The sequence below is a fragment of the Halocynthiibacter namhaensis genome (genome assembly GCF_000812685.1).
Classification (GTDB): Bacteria; Pseudomonadota; Alphaproteobacteria; order Rhodobacterales; family Rhodobacteraceae; genus Halocynthiibacter; species Halocynthiibacter namhaensis.
Window position 1 is genome coordinate 445,420 of sequence record NZ_JWIF01000056.1, and the last position, 14,752, is coordinate 460,171.

Sequence of the window (14,752 nt, forward strand, 5' to 3'; positions counted from 1 at the left end):
GTCCCTTTTAGTATGTATCAATTTGCTGCGCGTGGCAGCAGATGTCGTAGTAATCACCCTTGTCTTCGACAAAGATATGTTTCGCGGTTTTCAGCCCGGTTTCCCCGTCAAAAGTGCCCGCGCCGATGGATGTGTTGGGTTCGCTGTCCATTTGCCAGAACAGGCTTGATCCACAGTCCTGGCAAAACCCACGTCGCGCAGTTTCCGATGCGCGAAACCATTTCAGGCCAGCGTCATTGGTGATGATCAGCGCATCTGTTGCGACTTGCGTTGCCGCCCAGAAATGACCAGATGTTTTGCGGCATTGGGTGCAGTGGCAGGCAACAACCGGGCGCAATTCAGCACTGGTTTCATAAGTGACGGCGCCGCATTGGCAGGACCCTTTGTGCATTATGATGTCTCCGGTTGTGGAATGTTGCTGAAGCCCAGAAGTATGCCGTAGATGATGAAACAGGCCGCCATAACGCGGCGAATCCAGACGTTGAACACTGCTTTCAGGGCCGCGCGACCAATGCCTGCGCCAAGGGCCGTGAAGCCAAGGTATGACAGGCCCGTCAGTGTCAGGGCTGTGGGCATGATGACGATCATTTGGTTCCAGATGGGCACGCCGGGTTGAATGAATTGTGAAAACGCGGCCAGATATCCGGCAACACTTTTCGGGTTGATCACCGCAACCGCGAGGGCATGTAGATAGATATGCTTTGCCGGACGTTGAGCTGCCTTCACTGGCGTCTTTGCTGTAAGAAAACCTTTGATCCCCAGATAAATCAGGAACCCCGCGCCGATCAGTTTCGCGATGAAGAATGCCGTGGGCGAGGCTGTGATCAACGCAGTGACGCCCACGGCAGACAGGATCAAGAACAATGTCGCCTGTGTCAGGATTGCCAGCACACCAGGCAGGGCGCGGGTGAACCCCAAGGTCATGCCGTTTGTGATGCAATTCACAGCGTTCGGTCCTGGCGTCGTTACGAAGACGATCCAGAAAAGTACGAAGATTGTCCAAGCTTCAAAGCTCATGCACGCCCCCTCAATAGACCGGCGGTGCGATCACCCAGATCGCAACACAGGGTTCATCATGGGGGTTCATCCAGCGGTGTGGCTCACCTCGAATGCGAAAACTGTCGCCTGGGTGAATGGTGAAATACCGCCCGCCAATCCACAGGTCGAGCTTGCCTGAAATCACATAACCTACCTCTTGGGTTGGGCGTGTGACGATTTCGGAAACTTCTGAATGGGGTTCAAAAACGGAATGCACCATTTCAAAGTCATCGGTCAGGTCAGGCGACAGAAGTTCTTCCACAAGGCCCGCAACACGTGACCCAATCGGGCGACGCGCGCCCTTGCGCACAACATATCCTTGTTCCTCAACAGGGGCGGGGCTTTGACCAAACAACATGGAAATTGGCACATCAAGCGCCGCGCCGATTTCACGCAGGTCAGAAACTGAGGGTTCGGATTTATCGCGCTCAACCTGGCTTAGCCACCCGACAGATTTTCCCAGCTTATCAGCCAAAGCCTGAAGTGTAAGATCACGCGACTTGCGCAGAGTGCGCAGATCGGCGCCAAGGCTTTGGCTGTTGTTCGGGTTCTCGTGACGCACGTGGGATCCTGCCGTGAAGAATGTCGTGAAAATTTCACGCCTTTTTTCACGAATGCTGGAAAAACAGAGTCGGCGCAAGAAAAATCTTACGCCGCGCTGCGGCAAACCCACCGCCGGTTCAGGATTTCGTCTTTCCCAAAATACTCAGGCGATGGCCTGTGCAAAACAATCTGACAATATAGACGTCAGTGCATCTGCATCATCTTGGGTAAAAGCATTTGGCTGATCGCTATCCAAATCAAACACCCCCAACAACGCGCCATCCCCATTGTAAACAGGCAAAACCAGCTCAGATCGGGTGGAACTGGCACAGGCGATATGGCCGGGGAAATCTTCCACATCAGGCACAAGCTGCACCTCACCTGTTTTCGCCGCAGCACCGCAAACACCACGGGTGAACGGGATCACAAGGCAGCCATGCCCACCTTGATAAGGGCCGATTTTCAACGTGTCATTGCCGACGCTGCGATAAAATCCGGTCCAATCAAAACGATCATCCGAATGATGCACCTCGCAAGCGACTGTCGCCATCAAGGCCACCGCATCTGTTTCGCCTTCGGTCAGACTGGCGATCACTGCCGCCAGCTCTTTGTAATTCACATGTGTCATGGAAGCTCTATTGCAATCGCGGTCCCTTCGCCGCCCCCGATACATATCGCAGCGACACCGCGCTTCAAGCCACGTTTTTCCAGCGCATTCAAAAGGGTCACGATAATGCGTGTGCCAGATGCGCCGATTGGGTGACCAAGGGCACAGGCGCCACCGTTCACATTCACTTTATCGCGGGAAATCCCCATTTCATGCATGAAGGCCATCGGGACCACAGCGAAGGCCTCGTTTACTTCCCACAGGTCTACGTCATCCACGACCCAGCCCAGCTTTTTCAACAGTTTCTGCGCGGCAGGCACGGGCGCTGTTGAAAACCAAGCCGGGGCCTGAGCGTGGCTTGCATGCCCCAAAACCCGCGCGCGGATCTTCAGTCCAGCATCTTTTGCGGCATCTTCGGACGCCATAACCAAAGCAGCGGCCCCATCCGAAATCGAAGACGCATTTGCAGGCGTCACGGTGCCGTCTTTTTTGAAGGCAGGCTTCAGCTGAGGAATCTTCTCAGGGCGGGCTTTTGATGGCTGCTCGTCCGTACTGATCACCACATCACCTTTGCGGGTTTTCAGGGTCACGGGTACGATCTCCCCGTCAAAGGCTCCGGTTTTTTCCGCTTCCAAGGCGTTGGATAGGGATTTCAGCGCATATTCGTCCTGGGCTTCGCGGGTGAATTGGTATTTCTCGGCGCAATCCTCGGCAAATGTACCCATCAAGCGGCCCTTGTCATAGGCATCTTCGAGACCATCTAGAAACATCGAATCTTGTACGTTTTGATGACCGATTCGCGCGCCTTCGCGCATTTTGGGCAGCAGATAAGGCGCATTCGTCATACTTTCCATGCCTCCGGCGACCATGATGTCAGCACTGCCGCCCATGATTTGATCATAACCAGACATGGCGGTTTTCATGCCGGATCCGCACATTTTGTTCAGCGTGCTGGCCGGAACTGCTTCGCCAAGACCTGCCGCAAAACCTGCCTGTCGTGCTGGCGCCTGTCCCTGCCCCGCAGGTAGGACACAACCCATCATAAGCTCTTCAACTTGTTCGGCTTTTGCTCCTGCATCGCGGAGGGCACCTGCAATTGCGGCCCCTCCTAACACAGATGCCTCACTGCCTGCAAAATCGCCCTGAAATCCACCCATGGGCGTGCGTGCAGCACCTGCGATAACGACTGTTCTCTGACTCATGGGGGCTCTCCGATGATAAGTTGCATTTGATATGATTTTCATACCGGATGGTAAGGTTTGTCGTCTAGCCTGAACGTAACGACCCTTTAGCGGAGCGCAAAATGGAACTGCAAACCGAAACACATGGCGAGACACTCGTCATTACAGCGTCTGGTGCACGAATCGATGCCGCCGGAGCAATTGACTTTAAAGACAAAATGCGAAAATTGACGGAATTTGGACCGGATAAGATTGAGCTGAATTTGGCAAGTGTTGAATTTATTGACAGTTCGGGATTGGGCGCAGTTGTCGCATCCATGAAGCAATTGCCAATGGGCAAGACGTTATGCCTTTTAGACCTAACACCAACGGTCGCAAAGGTGTTTCGCCTGACGCGAATGGATTCAGTCTTTGAAATTCGCACCAGCAATGCAACTGACGGGGATACGCGGGTAAATGCATCGTGATAACCAACTCGGTTCTTTATATTCCAAAAACACCGAGACCGACACAAATCCTAGGCAATATTCAGAACTGAGATTGTTTTTTCAGAGTGAACCACTTGCAGTCCGCCGGGCGCTGGAAAGCATACTAAGCGGTCTGGGGCACTTGGATCTGAATCAAGATGACTGTGGCACTGTTGAGCTGGTGCTGGCGGAAGTTATGAACAATATCGTGGAACACGCATATGCAGGTGAGCGCTCGGGTGTCATTGAATTGCATATATCAGGGACCAGTCGAGGCCTATTTTGTACAGTCATTGATGATGGTCTGCCGATGCCAGACGGAAACCCTCCAATGGGAAAACAGCATGATCTGAGTTGTTCAAGGGAAGATTTGCCGGAAGGTGGCTTTGGTTGGATGCTAATCCGTGAATTGGCGGACGAGTTGGGATACGAACGCGACGGCGATAAAAACAAACTAACGTTTCTGCTCAATGTTGAACGCACGATCCTGACCAGTTGAATGCCCACGATCTTGCGTGACAAATAAAAACCTATCTCCGGTCTCTTGCACTTCGGTTTGACACCGCGCATGCTTTCCGCCATCTGGGGGATGATTAATGCGTGATTTTCAATTGCCGGGGCGCTCATCAGTTTTTGCAAGCAATGGCATGTGTGCGACATCGCACCCGCTTGCTGCAAAGGTAGCTATCCAGATTCTTGAAGCCGGGGGGAATGCCGTTGACGCGGCAATCGCAGCGGGCGTTCTGCTTGGAATTTGCGAACCCCAGATGACCGGAATTGGGGGGGATTGTTTTGTTCTACTCAACCCCGGGCCAGGTAAAGAAACCGTTGGGTTGAATGGCTCCGGTCGATCACCCGCTGGTCTGAACGCCGAGGCGTTGCGTGAACAGGGGCTGGACAACATTCCCGTACGGGGCGTTGAAACAATCACAATTCCTGGGGCTGTTGACGCATTTTGCCGCTTGTCGATGGATTGGGGGCGATTGGGGTTGAAAGCCTGTCTTGCGCCAGCCATTCACTATGCGGACGCAGGTGTTCCGGTCGCATCGCGTACTGCTTTTGATTGGGTGGGGCTTACGGATGCCCTAAACGGCACTGCAAGATCCGATTTTCTTTTTGATGGTAGGGCGCCTCGACCGGGACAAATTTTTCGATCTCCTAAGCAAGCCGAAGCTTTGCGCCGCATTGCGATGGAAGGCCGTGCTGGATTTTACGAGGGTGAGGTCGCAGAAGATTTAGTCGCGTCGCTGCGCGCCCTTGGCGGTAGTCACACGCTTGACGATTTTGCTGAGAATACTTGTGACTACACAACGCCGATTTCGGGGAGTTACAAGTCGGTCGATTTGGTTGAGCATCCACCAAATGGTCAGGGCGCGACTGCGATTTTGATGAATAATATTTTGGCACAATTCGACGTGGCAGATATGGACCCATGGGGCAGTGAACGCGCGCATCTTGAGGCAGAAGCATGTAAATTGGCATATGACGCACGCAACCGATTTATTGCGGACCCCAGCGAGGTTTCGCAGGTCGACCACATGTTGTCGACGGCCACATCGGATAAGCTTGCTGCGTTGATTGATCCGAAACGTGCAATGCATAACCCGTATAAGATTTCGGAGCAGGTGCACAAAGACACGGTATATCTTACGGTCGTAGATAAAGATTTGATGTCGGTATCGCTAATTTATTCAATTTTTCACGGATTTGGTGCGGGGGTGAGTTCGGACAAATTTGGGATCATCTTCCAGAACCGGGGCGCTGGGTTTACCCTTGAAAAGGGCCATCCAAATGAAGCTGGGCCGGGCAAGCGACCCATGCATACGATTATTCCTGGAATGTTGGAACGGGCTGGGGAAGTGATCATGCCGTTCGGGGTTATGGGGGGGGCGTATCAACCTAATGGCCATGCGAGGTTTGTCTCGAATATGGTCGATTTCGGGTTGGATCCACAATCTGCGCTAGATGCACCGCGCAGCTTTGCGGACGAAGGTGTGCTGAAGGTCGAACGCGGGTATTCAGATTTGGTACGCGCACAGTTGACTGATCTTGGACATAAAGTGGTTGTGCCAGACGGCCCATTGGGCGGGGGGCAAGCCATTCGGATTGACCATGAAGCCGGTGTGTTGGAAGGTGCGTCAGATCCACGAAAAGATGGCTGTGCTATCGGATATTAAGGGTTAGATATGACAATTACACCACTTCAAGACATGTTGGATAACGCACGTGCCAACATCACCACGCTTTCGATAGACGCGGCACGCCAAGATGTCGCCGAAGGGCGGGCGCTGCTTGTGGATATTCGTGATATCCGCGAATTGCAACGTGAAGGTCGCATCGAGAATGCCTTTCATGCGCCGCGGGGCATGTTAGAATTTTGGGTCGCACCGGACAGCCCATATTTTAAGCCGCAACTTGCCGATGGCAAAACGTTGATTTTGTTTTGTGCGTCGGCTTGGCGCTCGGCGCTTAGTGCAAAGACCCTGCAAGATATGGGGCTTGAGAACGTTGCTGAATTGGACGGTGGCTTTAAAGCATGGAAGGCTGCGGGATTGCCGATTGAAACAACGGACTAGTTTAATTCAAAGTCCAATGCATATTTCCCGTCAGTGATTTTTCCGAACATCCCTTCAAGGTCGGGGTGTCCGACGGGCACCCCGGATGTATCTTCTACAAGGTTCTGTTCGGATACATAGGCAATGTAATAACTTTCTTCATTCTCTGCGAGCAGATGATAATAGGGCTGTTTTTTGGCAGGACGGCTTTCTTCTGGGATCGCATCGTACCATTCGTCGGAATTTGCGAATTCAGGATCTACGTCAAAGATGACACCGCGAAATGGGTGAATACGATGATGGACCACTTGGCCTAAATGATATTTTGCGCGCGCTTGTAACATGGGGAGATTCCTTCAATTACAAAGGTATGATCCGAGCAAACAGAAGTCTATGCCGTCTAAGCGGAAAATCGCGATATTTGTTCCAACTGATCGATCTGATGGGAAAAATGAAGAACACCCGTTTTCGTTGGGGATGAAATAGGGTATCATGAGGAAACAAAAAAAGAAAAATGAGCAGATTTAGATGAGTAAAAAACTCCGCACCTTAGTCCTGTTGGGATTTGTCGCTGCTTGTGGCAGCAGCAATAATTCAGCCCCGCGCAACCTTGATAATGCCTGCAGCATTCTTGATCAACGCCCGACATTTGAACGGGCAATGAAAAGAAGTGAACGCCGCTGGGGTGTTCCTGTACATGTGCAAATGGCAACAATTTATCAGGAAAGTAAATTCATCGGGAACGCGCGCACGCCGTTGCGATACGCTCTTGGTGTGATCCCGATGGGACGGCAAAGTTCTGCATACGGTTACAGTCAAGCACTGGATGCTACTTGGGATGAGTATCGTAAAGATACTGGCCGACGTGGTGCGAAACGCGATGATATCGATGATGCAACTGATTTTATTGGTTGGTATATGACCGACACGCGCGATCAGTTGAACATTTCGTTGTCAGACGCGCGCAATCAATATCTGGCCTATCATGAGGGTCGCGGCGGATATTCGCGCGGAAGTTACCGCGCGAAGGCTTGGTTGGTTCAAGTGGCTTCTCGAGTGCAGAGCCGCGCAAATCGGTATCAACAACAGTTGCGAGGCTGCTTGTAAAAACCCCTGAAGCAGGCGCAAGGTTAGTCACCGTTGCGTCTGTTTACCTCATGAGGGATTGAGAACAGCAGGGAAGACAGGCTGTTTTGTGGCACCAAGTTGTCCAAGTTGACGACCGTGCGATTGCCACTTCCATCGGTGATAATCCATTGGCGCAATTGAACAGGATTGTCTGAAAAAACCAGCTGAATATTCCCGTATTCCGCATGCCTTGGATCGCGCGCCGTAACAATCGTGCTGGATCCGTCTTCACGATGATCTACGACCATATTTGCGTCATTCAAATTGACGCGGCGCGCCAATATTATTGAAAGCGGTGTGCGGCGTAACGGATATTGTTCTGGGCCGGTGTTGGATTTTCCATCGAAAATCGCGACTTGGCCGCCGCCCGCCATTACCAATGTCTCATCTGGACTGTTGTATTCAAACCTGGCACGGCCGGGGCGGCGCAAGTAAAACGTACCGGTCGATTGTGAACCATCGCCATTTAGCTGTGTGAAACTTGCCTGAGCTGTACGTAATCCATTTAAATAGGATGACAATTCAGTCAGGGAAATGATCTCTGCCGCAGCGGGGAAAGCCATCGCGAGGAGCAGAGCGGGGGTCAGGAACAATTTCTTTTTCATAACCTAGATATAGAACTAGCGGACGCGAGTTTCACCCCACAGCTTTTTAAATAGGCAAGGTGTTGCTGACGGCCCGTTCGAACTTGCACATTGCCAATGTGTTTACCTCAGGCGTGCATTCTGCGAATGAAGGGTATCGTCTTAACAAAGGTGTGACTTATGCCCAATCTGATTTTTGATTCACTGATGCGACCGTGGTTATTCGCTGATACGCCGTTTTTGCATATGGAAAACGGGGAGGTGATTTCGCATAAGGCTTTCTTTCGCAGAGTAGCCCAGTTTGCGAACGCGATGCCCGCGTTGGGCCTGGCGGCTGGTGACAGATTGGCCGCTCAGGTGGATAAATCTGATGAAACGCTCGCGTTATATCTTGGATGTATCCAAGCAGGCATCGTGTTTTTGCCTCTGAATACAGCATACACGGCGTCCGAAGTCGCATACTTCCTTGAAGATAGCGGCGCCAAAGCCATGATTTGTACCGACGCGAAACGATCGGACATGGAGCCCATCGCGAAGCGGTGCGAGGCTGCGCTGCTTACACTTCAGCCAGACGGTTGTGGATCATTAAATCAAATGGCCGACCGGCAGGCAAACACGGCAAATGTGGCTGACCGGGCTGCTGATGATCTTGCAGCATTGTTGTACACTTCGGGCACGACCGGGCGATCTAAAGGCGCGATGCTGACCCATAAAAACCTAGCGTCCAATGCTCAGGCCCTCAAAGAGCTTTGGCAAATTAGCGCAGATGATGTGTTGTTACACGCTCTGCCAATCTATCACACACATGGGCTATTTGTTGCGACATTCACGACCCTTGCCGCGGGTGGATCAATGATATTTCTCCCCAAATTTGATGTGGATGCGATTTGCGCGTTGATGCCAAAAGCCACGACAATGATGGGTGTTCCCACCTTTTATACCCGACTTTTGGATGCGGGTGGGTTTACCAAAGATGTGTTCGGAAAAATGCGTTTGTTTGTTTCTGGCTCCGCACCGCTTCTGGCAGAAACACATATGCAGTTCCAAGATCGCACGGGGCATCGCATTCTCGAACGGTATGGGATGACGGAAACCAATATGAGTACATCAAACCCGTATGATGGTGAGAGACGTCCAGGCACCGTTGGTTTTCCATTGCCCGGCGTTGAGATCAGGATCACGTGCCCAGAAACGGGAAAACATGTCAGTGACGGTGAGATCGGCGTTTTGGAGGTGCGTGGCGACAATGTGTTTGCGGGGTATTGGAATATGCCCAAGAAAACAAAAGAAGAGCTGCGCGACGATGGATTTTTCATCACGGGTGATTTGGTTTCAAAAGATAAAGATGGTTATGTGCAGATCGTCGGTCGCGGGAAGGACCTGATTATTTCTGGTGGCTTCAACATCTACCCCAAAGAGGTGGAATTGGTTTTGGATGCCCAGCCTGGGGTACTGGAAACAGCGGTCATTGGCGTTCCGCACGCGGATTTTGGTGAAACCGTCGTGGCAGTGGTGGCACGGCAACAAGGCCAAGAACCTGATTGTGAGCAATTGGAAACAGCTATTGTCCAAGACCTTGCGCGTTTCAAGCACCCGCGCAAATATGTTGTTGTTGATGCTTTGCCTCGAAATGCGATGGGGAAAGTTCAGAAAAACAGCCTGCGTTCAGAGTATGGTGATCTGTTTGCGCCCAATCTAGCGAACAATAAATTCGGCATGTAACGCACCCGCGGCCTTGATGCTTTTTAGGATATCGATCATGTCGCGGGGCGATACCCCCAATGCGTTGAGGCCTGCGATGACCTCGGACAGTGAGGTCCCTTCGTTTATTTCCGCAAGCCCTGTTCCCTCCTCTTCCTGAATGGCGATATTCGTTTGGGGGACGACAACCACTTCCCCCGGGGAAAAGGGATTGGGTTGAACGACAATCGGATTCTCTTGTATGCGTAAGGTCAGATTTCCTTGGGCCACGGCAACACGGGAAATGCGCACATCTTCGCCCATGACGATTGTCCCGGATCGTTGATCGACGATAACGCGTGCACGTCTTTCTGGGGTGACCAAAATATTTTCTATTCGGCCCAACGCATGTGCAGTGGAAGCCATCCGCGTCGACGAGATGTTGATCTGCACTGTGCCTGCATCAATCATGACCGATACCGCACGTCCAAAATTTTCGTTGATCGCACGTTCGATGCGACCAGCTGTCGTGAAATCTGGAGTGCGTAAGGCCAAGCGTACAGTTGATAAAGACGAAAGCTGGAACTCAATTTCGCGTTCCACTCGACCGCCAGAAGGAATGGTGCCGGCGGTTGGTACGCCTTGCGTCACGCTTCCGCCATCACCTTCCGCACTTATCCCGCCGGCGATGATCGTGCCTTGGGCTACGGCATATATTTCCCCGTCTGCGGCGTTCAGCGGGGTCATCACCAATGTCCCACCTAACAGGCTTTTTGCGTCGCCGATGGCTGAAACCGTGATGTCAATTTGGCTACCTGCGCGCGAGAATGGTGGCAACGTCGCGGTGACGAATACAGCTGCAACATTTTTGGGCCGAAACTGTTCTCCCGTAATGTTGACGCCCAGGCGTTCAAGAATATTGGACATGATCTCTTCGGTGAACGGCGCGTTTCGTATCCCATCACCGGTGCCGTTTAATCCGACGACCAACCCATAGCCGACAAGATCATTCCCGCGCACACCATCGAACTCGACCAAGTCTTTGATCCGAATGGGCGTCGCCTGGGCAAAGGTACAACTTAAGATAAAGAATATCAGAACTTGGCGTATGAATTTATGCATCAAATATACCTCGACAATGAAAGTTGGGAGAGGCGTGCGGTTAGGGTATATAAGGTTTCCAATTGTGTCTGAGCAGCTTGGAGTTCGGTCGCAGTTTTGTAAGGATCCGCCTCAAGAAGCCCTGCGCGCGCAATCGTTAGAACGTTGGTTTCTGTTGTGTTACGAACAGACGCCTGTTCGATCTGGGCTTCGATCACGCCGACGTTGCTACGGATGTCCAGAACCGCACTTTCGGCGGTCAGCAGGACTTCGCCCGCGTAAGAAAGCAAGTCTGCTTGCTCGGATACACTGCCTGAAAGGGCCCCGTCACTTACGAGAGACGCGACGGCTAGGCCCTTCAAACTTTCGCGAAAGGCACCATCATCCGCCCGAACGGTCAACGAGGATGTTTCGTTCGCGCCAATCCTTAAAGGCGCAATATTGTTGACAGACCCTTTGTAGGCAACAGCGTCGAAACCGCCGCCCGGGGCAAACCAGGTATCGACAACTGCTTGCACACCCGCAGCGGTGGTTTCTCCTGCAACGGCAACATTCAGTGCGTTCAGGATCGTCGCGGATGGTGCGAGTGGCGTGCGATCTGTTGCTGTGCCGGAAAACAAGCTTCGCCCTGCGGTTTGGGTGTTCAACGTTGATATTACGGCGTCGAATTTTTGCTTCGCGTCCCCCGCAGCTGGCTTCAACATTTGAAAGTTTCCGGATTCGCCCGCCATGATCAAATTAGGCCCAGCCTCCGAAACATATCCCTGAACGGCCTCAAGCGAGTCCTGCATGTTGGTGGTCAGTAGGGCGGCTTCAGTGTTGCTGGTTTTATACGCTGCAAGTGTCGTGAGTGTGCGGTCAATGCTGGTCACAGGTGAAAAGTCGCCGCGCAGGTGGGCCGCAACATCTTGAACCTTACCGGTGGTGAGTTCCAAAGATAATTGGTTCAACTTTGTTTTTAACGCGGTATTGTTGCGGTTCATCAAAAAGCTTTGTGAGAGATCTCCAACAGAAAGAAAGTTTGGCATTCTACAATCCGATCAAAGTTTGAATGAGTTTGTCCACAGTTTGAAGTACGCGCGCGTTTGCCGCGTAAGCTTGTTCGACCAAAAGCAATTCCTGCATCTCACGGTCGGTGTCCACGCCTGACTGCAGTTCAAGATTTTTAAATGTTTGATGCTGGACGTTGCTATATGCAACATCCGCTTCTGCGGCTTGGCGTGCGGTTCCGTATTCAGAAAGTAGATCCGAAACGAGCGTGCTCATCCCTCGCTCGGCGGCTGAAAAACTCCCAGACGTCACGGGTTGCGGGTTTTGTAATGCGCTAGTGAGCCGCTGAAGTTGGGTGGAGTAACCGACGTTTCCGGGGATTGTAGCCCCAAGGCCATCGCGCAATCTTCGGATCTCACCGCCGTTTTGAGGATCAGTAACGGGGTTGATCTGTAGCCGCGCGGACAGCCCAAGTTCGGCTGCTGGATCGAGAGGTGCACCATTATCGGTGAACAAACCAGCGTCAAGTGGCCCCAGTGTGGGGTCAACAGTGGGTGATTGGAAACGCTCGATCAAGTTACGTGCGACTGCATCCAGCTGCGATTGTGCTTCGACAGCTAATTCATCGCGAACCGCAAAGTTGGCGATCAAGGAGCCGCTCTTCAGCATGCTGTTGGAAGATGATGTGTCAACTGGATTGCCATTCAGCGTTAAGCCCGACAGAAGTCCGCTGGGCGTCATACTTGGTGTGATGACGCCGGTCGCCTGGAACTCAAACACTGAAGCTTTGCTATCGACAAGAACAGCGCCACCAGGGGTGAATAAAGCAACAGTTCCGTTATCGCGTGGCACTTGGCGAATAGGTACAATCGATGCAATTCCATCGATTATTTGCTGTCGTTGATCTTCCAAGCTGGCACCATCTAATCCCCGTGCTTGGGTGGCGGCGATCGCAATGTTGATTTCCCGGACCTGTTGAAGACCGCCATTTAGTCTTTTCACATTGCTGGCGATGTCTTGATCGGCCTCCTCACGGATGGTCTGTACATCGTCAGAAGCAGTTTTGAGATGCTTGGTGATACCTCGGGCTTCGTTCAAGACGTCGTGCAAGCGGGGTTCTGAATCGGGGCGACTTGCGGCGGATATCAAGGACGCTTCAAGATCGGCAACACGCCCCGATAGGGAACCTGCTGTCCCTGGAATTCCAATGGATTTCTCGACACGTGCGAAAAATGCAGATCGGGTGGTGCTGTCCCCAAGGCTGGCATCTGCCAAACGCCGATCTTGAATAATTCCATTATCAACCAAACGGCTGACTCCATCGATGCGTACGCCAGACCCTCCACCTGCCACGGTGGCGGCCGACACGTCCAGTTTGCGGACGCCGTACCCGGGGGTGTTGGCGTTCGCAATGTTGGCCGACACGATTTCTGCGCGACGTGAGGTGGCGTTTAAGCCGGACAGTGCATTTGCGATTGAACCGGTGATGCTCATATGGAATCCTGGTTACCTTTCTGGACCTGGATTTGTGGATTAACGTTTGATGTTGGTGGTCTCCTGCAACATCTCATCCACTGTTTGGATTACCTTTGCGTTTGACGAATAGGCACGTTGTGTTTGGATAAGTGCGGTCAGTTCTCCAGCGACATCTGTGGTGGAACCCTCTCGAGCGTATCCAGAAACGGCTCCGGTTGGGCCATCGCCTGCGTTCCAAAGAAAGAATGAACCACTTTCTGGTGAGACTTGATATGCTTGATTGTTCATCGCGGTTAGGTTGTTTGGGCTTGGCACATCGACCAGAGGAACCTGATACAAGCGACGGATGAATCCAGTGTCATAGGTGGCATTGATGAAGCCGTTCTCGTCGATTTCAACAGATGTTAAATTGCCCACGGGCGAACCATCTTTGGTGATGGATGTCGGTGCGAAACTGTCTGACAGTTGGGTTAATCCATTTGTGTCGCCCAATCGCCCAATCGTTACAGTCATCGGCCCGCCATCCACGTTAAGTGAAAGTTCGCCTGTCGTAGCATTATAACTGGGGGCAGGAGGCAATGGAGGGAGTGGAAGCGGAGATTCTGATACCGAAGCCAAGGTACCACCGTTGGATTGGCTGTCGTCGAACACCAGTGTGTAAGTGCCGATGCTGGCGCCCGCTTGGGCAGAATCCGTGATATCCATAGTCCATGTATTGGAGAAGCCAGTTAATGGGGGCGTTGGGATGGTGGGCGTGAAAGTGATATCAAGAGTCTCTGACGTGCCCAAGTTCCCAAAATATTCGACCGACAGTGGCTTGGCAGTTCCCGGCATGCCGACTTCCGTTTCGGTGGCGGGAAGATTAACCCCGAGGTTCATACGCGTTGTTGGATCGCCTGCTGTTTGATTGGAGTTGATGCGCACGGGTTCGAGGCCCGCAGAGGTATCGCGTGGAAACGTATCAATGGATCCATCTGCATTGGCCGGAACGCCAAGCAGAACAAGCCCTGATTTCGTTCGTAAAATGCCATTTGCATCGGTGTGGAATGAACCCGTTGTTGTCATCATAAGTGGTTGACCACCTGAGGCAGAACCGACTGATGTTGTCGTGGTGACGGGAAGCATGCCGCGACCCGCAATCGCGATGTCCATTGCGTTGGATGTGGAAACAATGGGGCCACGTTCTTCTACCAAACGTGTTGTGCTTGCGCGCACACCGCCGGCCGAATAGGTGCCCGATGATGAGCTTTGTGTAATGACAAAGGAATCGAAATCCGCCATGGCGCGTTTGTAGCCATAGGTGTTGGAGTTGGCGATATTGTCGGAAATGGTGGCAAGCTTTGTCGCATTGGCAAAAAGCCCAGCTACGCCTGCGTTCAGCGATGAAGATATTGTCATGGTG

General features: G+C 52.3%; 17 protein-coding genes. 6 read left to right on the forward strand and 11 right to left on the reverse strand.

Annotated elements, in window-relative coordinates:
• Positions 1 to 7: 7 nt before the first annotated feature.
• The 5 genes from RJ38_RS10160 to RJ38_RS10180 all read right to left on the reverse strand — a co-directional run bounded on the left by RJ38_RS10160 (position 8) and on the right by RJ38_RS10180 (position 3,390).
• Positions 8 to 391 (reverse strand): GFA family protein, encoded by a 384-nt coding sequence (locus RJ38_RS10160; protein ID WP_039018699.1) that lies wholly within the window; start codon positions 389 to 391, stop codon positions 8 to 10.
• Positions 391 to 1,017: a LysE family translocator gene (locus RJ38_RS10165; RefSeq protein ID WP_039018700.1), complete on the reverse strand. Its 627-nt coding sequence runs from the start codon at positions 1,015 to 1,017 to the stop codon at positions 391 to 393. The genes RJ38_RS10160 and RJ38_RS10165 overlap by 1 nt, the downstream gene beginning before the upstream one ends.
• A 10-nt stretch (positions 1,018 to 1,027) precedes the next feature.
• Complete coding sequence (locus RJ38_RS10170; protein ID WP_039018915.1) at positions 1,028 to 1,600, reverse strand: helix-turn-helix domain-containing protein; 573 nt, start codon at positions 1,598 to 1,600, stop codon at positions 1,028 to 1,030.
• 144 nt (positions 1,601 to 1,744) lie between these two features.
• Positions 1,745 to 2,209 carry a GAF domain-containing protein gene (locus RJ38_RS10175; protein WP_039018701.1) on the reverse strand — a complete coding sequence of 155 codons (465 nt, stop codon included), beginning with the start codon at positions 2,207 to 2,209 and terminating at the stop codon, positions 1,745 to 1,747.
• On the reverse strand, positions 2,206 to 3,390 hold the full coding sequence (locus tag RJ38_RS10180) for an acetyl-CoA C-acyltransferase (RefSeq protein WP_039018702.1): 1,185 nt from the start codon (positions 3,388 to 3,390) through the stop codon (positions 2,206 to 2,208). The genes RJ38_RS10175 and RJ38_RS10180 overlap by 4 nt, the downstream gene beginning before the upstream one ends.
• A 101-nt stretch (positions 3,391 to 3,491) precedes the next feature.
• On the opposite strand from RJ38_RS10180, the gene RJ38_RS10185 reads away from it, so the two are divergent.
• The 4 genes from RJ38_RS10185 to RJ38_RS10200 all read left to right on the forward strand — a co-directional run bounded on the left by RJ38_RS10185 (position 3,492) and on the right by RJ38_RS10200 (position 6,412).
• Positions 3,492 to 3,836: an STAS domain-containing protein gene (locus RJ38_RS10185; protein ID WP_039018703.1), complete on the forward strand. Its 345-nt coding sequence runs from the start codon at positions 3,492 to 3,494 to the stop codon at positions 3,834 to 3,836.
• Positions 3,826 to 4,335 (forward strand): ATP-binding protein, encoded by a 510-nt coding sequence (locus RJ38_RS18165; protein WP_082005701.1) that lies wholly within the window; start codon positions 3,826 to 3,828, stop codon positions 4,333 to 4,335. The genes RJ38_RS10185 and RJ38_RS18165 overlap by 11 nt, the downstream gene beginning before the upstream one ends.
• 97 nt (positions 4,336 to 4,432) lie before the next feature.
• Positions 4,433 to 6,013, forward strand: a complete 1,581-nt coding sequence (locus tag RJ38_RS10195) for a gamma-glutamyltransferase family protein (RefSeq protein WP_039018704.1) — start codon at positions 4,433 to 4,435, stop codon at positions 6,011 to 6,013.
• A 9-nt stretch (positions 6,014 to 6,022) separates the two neighbouring features.
• Complete coding sequence (locus RJ38_RS10200; RefSeq protein ID WP_039018705.1) at positions 6,023 to 6,412, forward strand: rhodanese-like domain-containing protein; 390 nt, start codon at positions 6,023 to 6,025, stop codon at positions 6,410 to 6,412.
• Here the strand turns inward: RJ38_RS10200 and hspQ are convergent.
• Complete coding sequence (hspQ, locus tag RJ38_RS10205; protein WP_039018706.1) at positions 6,409 to 6,735, reverse strand: heat shock protein HspQ; 327 nt, start codon at positions 6,733 to 6,735, stop codon at positions 6,409 to 6,411. The genes RJ38_RS10200 and hspQ overlap by 4 nt on opposite strands.
• A gap of 184 nt (positions 6,736 to 6,919) precedes the next feature.
• Between hspQ and RJ38_RS10210 the strand changes: the two genes are divergently transcribed.
• Positions 6,920 to 7,498, forward strand: coding sequence for a transglycosylase SLT domain-containing protein (locus RJ38_RS10210; protein WP_039018707.1), 579 nt, complete (start codon positions 6,920 to 6,922; stop codon positions 7,496 to 7,498).
• Positions 7,499 to 7,521: 23 nt separating this feature from the next.
• Here RJ38_RS10210 and RJ38_RS10215 read toward each other — a convergent pair whose 3' ends face one another.
• Positions 7,522 to 8,124 carry a LolA family protein gene (locus RJ38_RS10215; protein ID WP_039018708.1) on the reverse strand — a complete coding sequence of 201 codons (603 nt, stop codon included), beginning with the start codon at positions 8,122 to 8,124 and terminating at the stop codon, positions 7,522 to 7,524.
• 159 nt (positions 8,125 to 8,283) lie between these two features.
• On the opposite strand from RJ38_RS10215, the gene RJ38_RS10220 reads away from it, so the two are divergent.
• Positions 8,284 to 9,825 carry a malonate--CoA ligase gene (locus tag RJ38_RS10220; protein ID WP_039018709.1) on the forward strand — a complete coding sequence of 514 codons (1,542 nt, stop codon included), beginning with the start codon at positions 8,284 to 8,286 and terminating at the stop codon, positions 9,823 to 9,825.
• Here RJ38_RS10220 and RJ38_RS10225 read toward each other — a convergent pair.
• Genes RJ38_RS10225 through RJ38_RS10240 form a run of 4 tightly spaced genes read right to left on the reverse strand, consistent with a single transcriptional unit; the run spans position 9,799 to position 14,748 of the window.
• Positions 9,799 to 10,905 carry a flagellar basal body P-ring protein FlgI gene (locus RJ38_RS10225; RefSeq protein ID WP_039018710.1) on the reverse strand — a complete coding sequence of 369 codons (1,107 nt, stop codon included), beginning with the start codon at positions 10,903 to 10,905 and terminating at the stop codon, positions 9,799 to 9,801. The genes RJ38_RS10220 and RJ38_RS10225 overlap by 27 nt on opposite strands.
• Positions 10,905 to 11,912 (reverse strand): flagellin, encoded by a 1,008-nt coding sequence (locus tag RJ38_RS10230; protein WP_039018711.1) that lies wholly within the window; start codon positions 11,910 to 11,912, stop codon positions 10,905 to 10,907. Before RJ38_RS10230 ends, RJ38_RS10225 begins: the two co-directional genes overlap by 1 nt.
• 1 nt (position 11,913) lies before the next feature.
• Positions 11,914 to 13,368, reverse strand: coding sequence for a flagellar hook-associated protein FlgK (flgK, locus tag RJ38_RS10235; RefSeq protein WP_039018712.1), 1,455 nt, complete (start codon positions 13,366 to 13,368; stop codon positions 11,914 to 11,916).
• A 39-nt stretch (positions 13,369 to 13,407) separates the two neighbouring features.
• Complete coding sequence (locus RJ38_RS10240) at positions 13,408 to 14,748, reverse strand: flagellar hook protein FlgE (protein WP_039018713.1); 1,341 nt, start codon at positions 14,746 to 14,748, stop codon at positions 13,408 to 13,410.
• Positions 14,749 to 14,752: the final 4 nt, after the last annotated feature.

Bases quoted from the DNA above. Each gene is read 5' to 3' on its own strand.
- RJ38_RS10160 (WP_039018699.1), bottom strand. From the start codon at position 391: ATGCACAAAGGGTCCTGCCAATGCGGCGCCGTCACTTATGAAACCAGT.
- RJ38_RS10165 (WP_039018700.1), bottom strand. From the start codon at position 1,017: ATGAGCTTTGAAGCTTGGACAATCTTCGTACTTTTCTGGATCGTCTTC.
- RJ38_RS10175 (WP_039018701.1), bottom strand. From the start codon at position 2,209: ATGACACATGTGAATTACAAAGAGCTGGCGGCAGTGATCGCCAGTCTG.
- RJ38_RS10180 (WP_039018702.1), bottom strand. From the start codon at position 3,390: ATGAGTCAGAGAACAGTCGTTATCGCAGGTGCTGCACGCACGCCCATG.
- RJ38_RS10185 (WP_039018703.1), top strand. From the start codon at position 3,492: ATGGAACTGCAAACCGAAACACATGGCGAGACACTCGTCATTACAGCG.
- RJ38_RS18165 (WP_082005701.1), top strand. From the start codon at position 3,826: ATGCATCGTGATAACCAACTCGGTTCTTTATATTCCAAAAACACCGAG.
- RJ38_RS10195 (WP_039018704.1), top strand. From the start codon at position 4,433: ATGCGTGATTTTCAATTGCCGGGGCGCTCATCAGTTTTTGCAAGCAAT.
- RJ38_RS10200 (WP_039018705.1), top strand. From the start codon at position 6,023: ATGACAATTACACCACTTCAAGACATGTTGGATAACGCACGTGCCAAC.
- hspQ (WP_039018706.1), bottom strand. From the start codon at position 6,735: ATGTTACAAGCGCGCGCAAAATATCATTTAGGCCAAGTGGTCCATCAT.
- RJ38_RS10210 (WP_039018707.1), top strand. From the start codon at position 6,920: ATGAGTAAAAAACTCCGCACCTTAGTCCTGTTGGGATTTGTCGCTGCT.
- RJ38_RS10215 (WP_039018708.1), bottom strand. From the start codon at position 8,124: ATGAAAAAGAAATTGTTCCTGACCCCCGCTCTGCTCCTCGCGATGGCT.
- RJ38_RS10220 (WP_039018709.1), top strand. From the start codon at position 8,284: ATGCCCAATCTGATTTTTGATTCACTGATGCGACCGTGGTTATTCGCT.
- RJ38_RS10225 (WP_039018710.1), bottom strand. From the start codon at position 10,905: ATGCATAAATTCATACGCCAAGTTCTGATATTCTTTATCTTAAGTTGT.
- RJ38_RS10230 (WP_039018711.1), bottom strand. From the start codon at position 11,912: ATGCCAAACTTTCTTTCTGTTGGAGATCTCTCACAAAGCTTTTTGATG.
- flgK (WP_039018712.1), bottom strand. From the start codon at position 13,368: ATGAGCATCACCGGTTCAATCGCAAATGCACTGTCCGGCTTAAACGCC.
- RJ38_RS10240 (WP_039018713.1), bottom strand. From the start codon at position 14,748: ATGACAATATCTTCATCGCTGAACGCAGGCGTAGCTGGGCTTTTTGCC.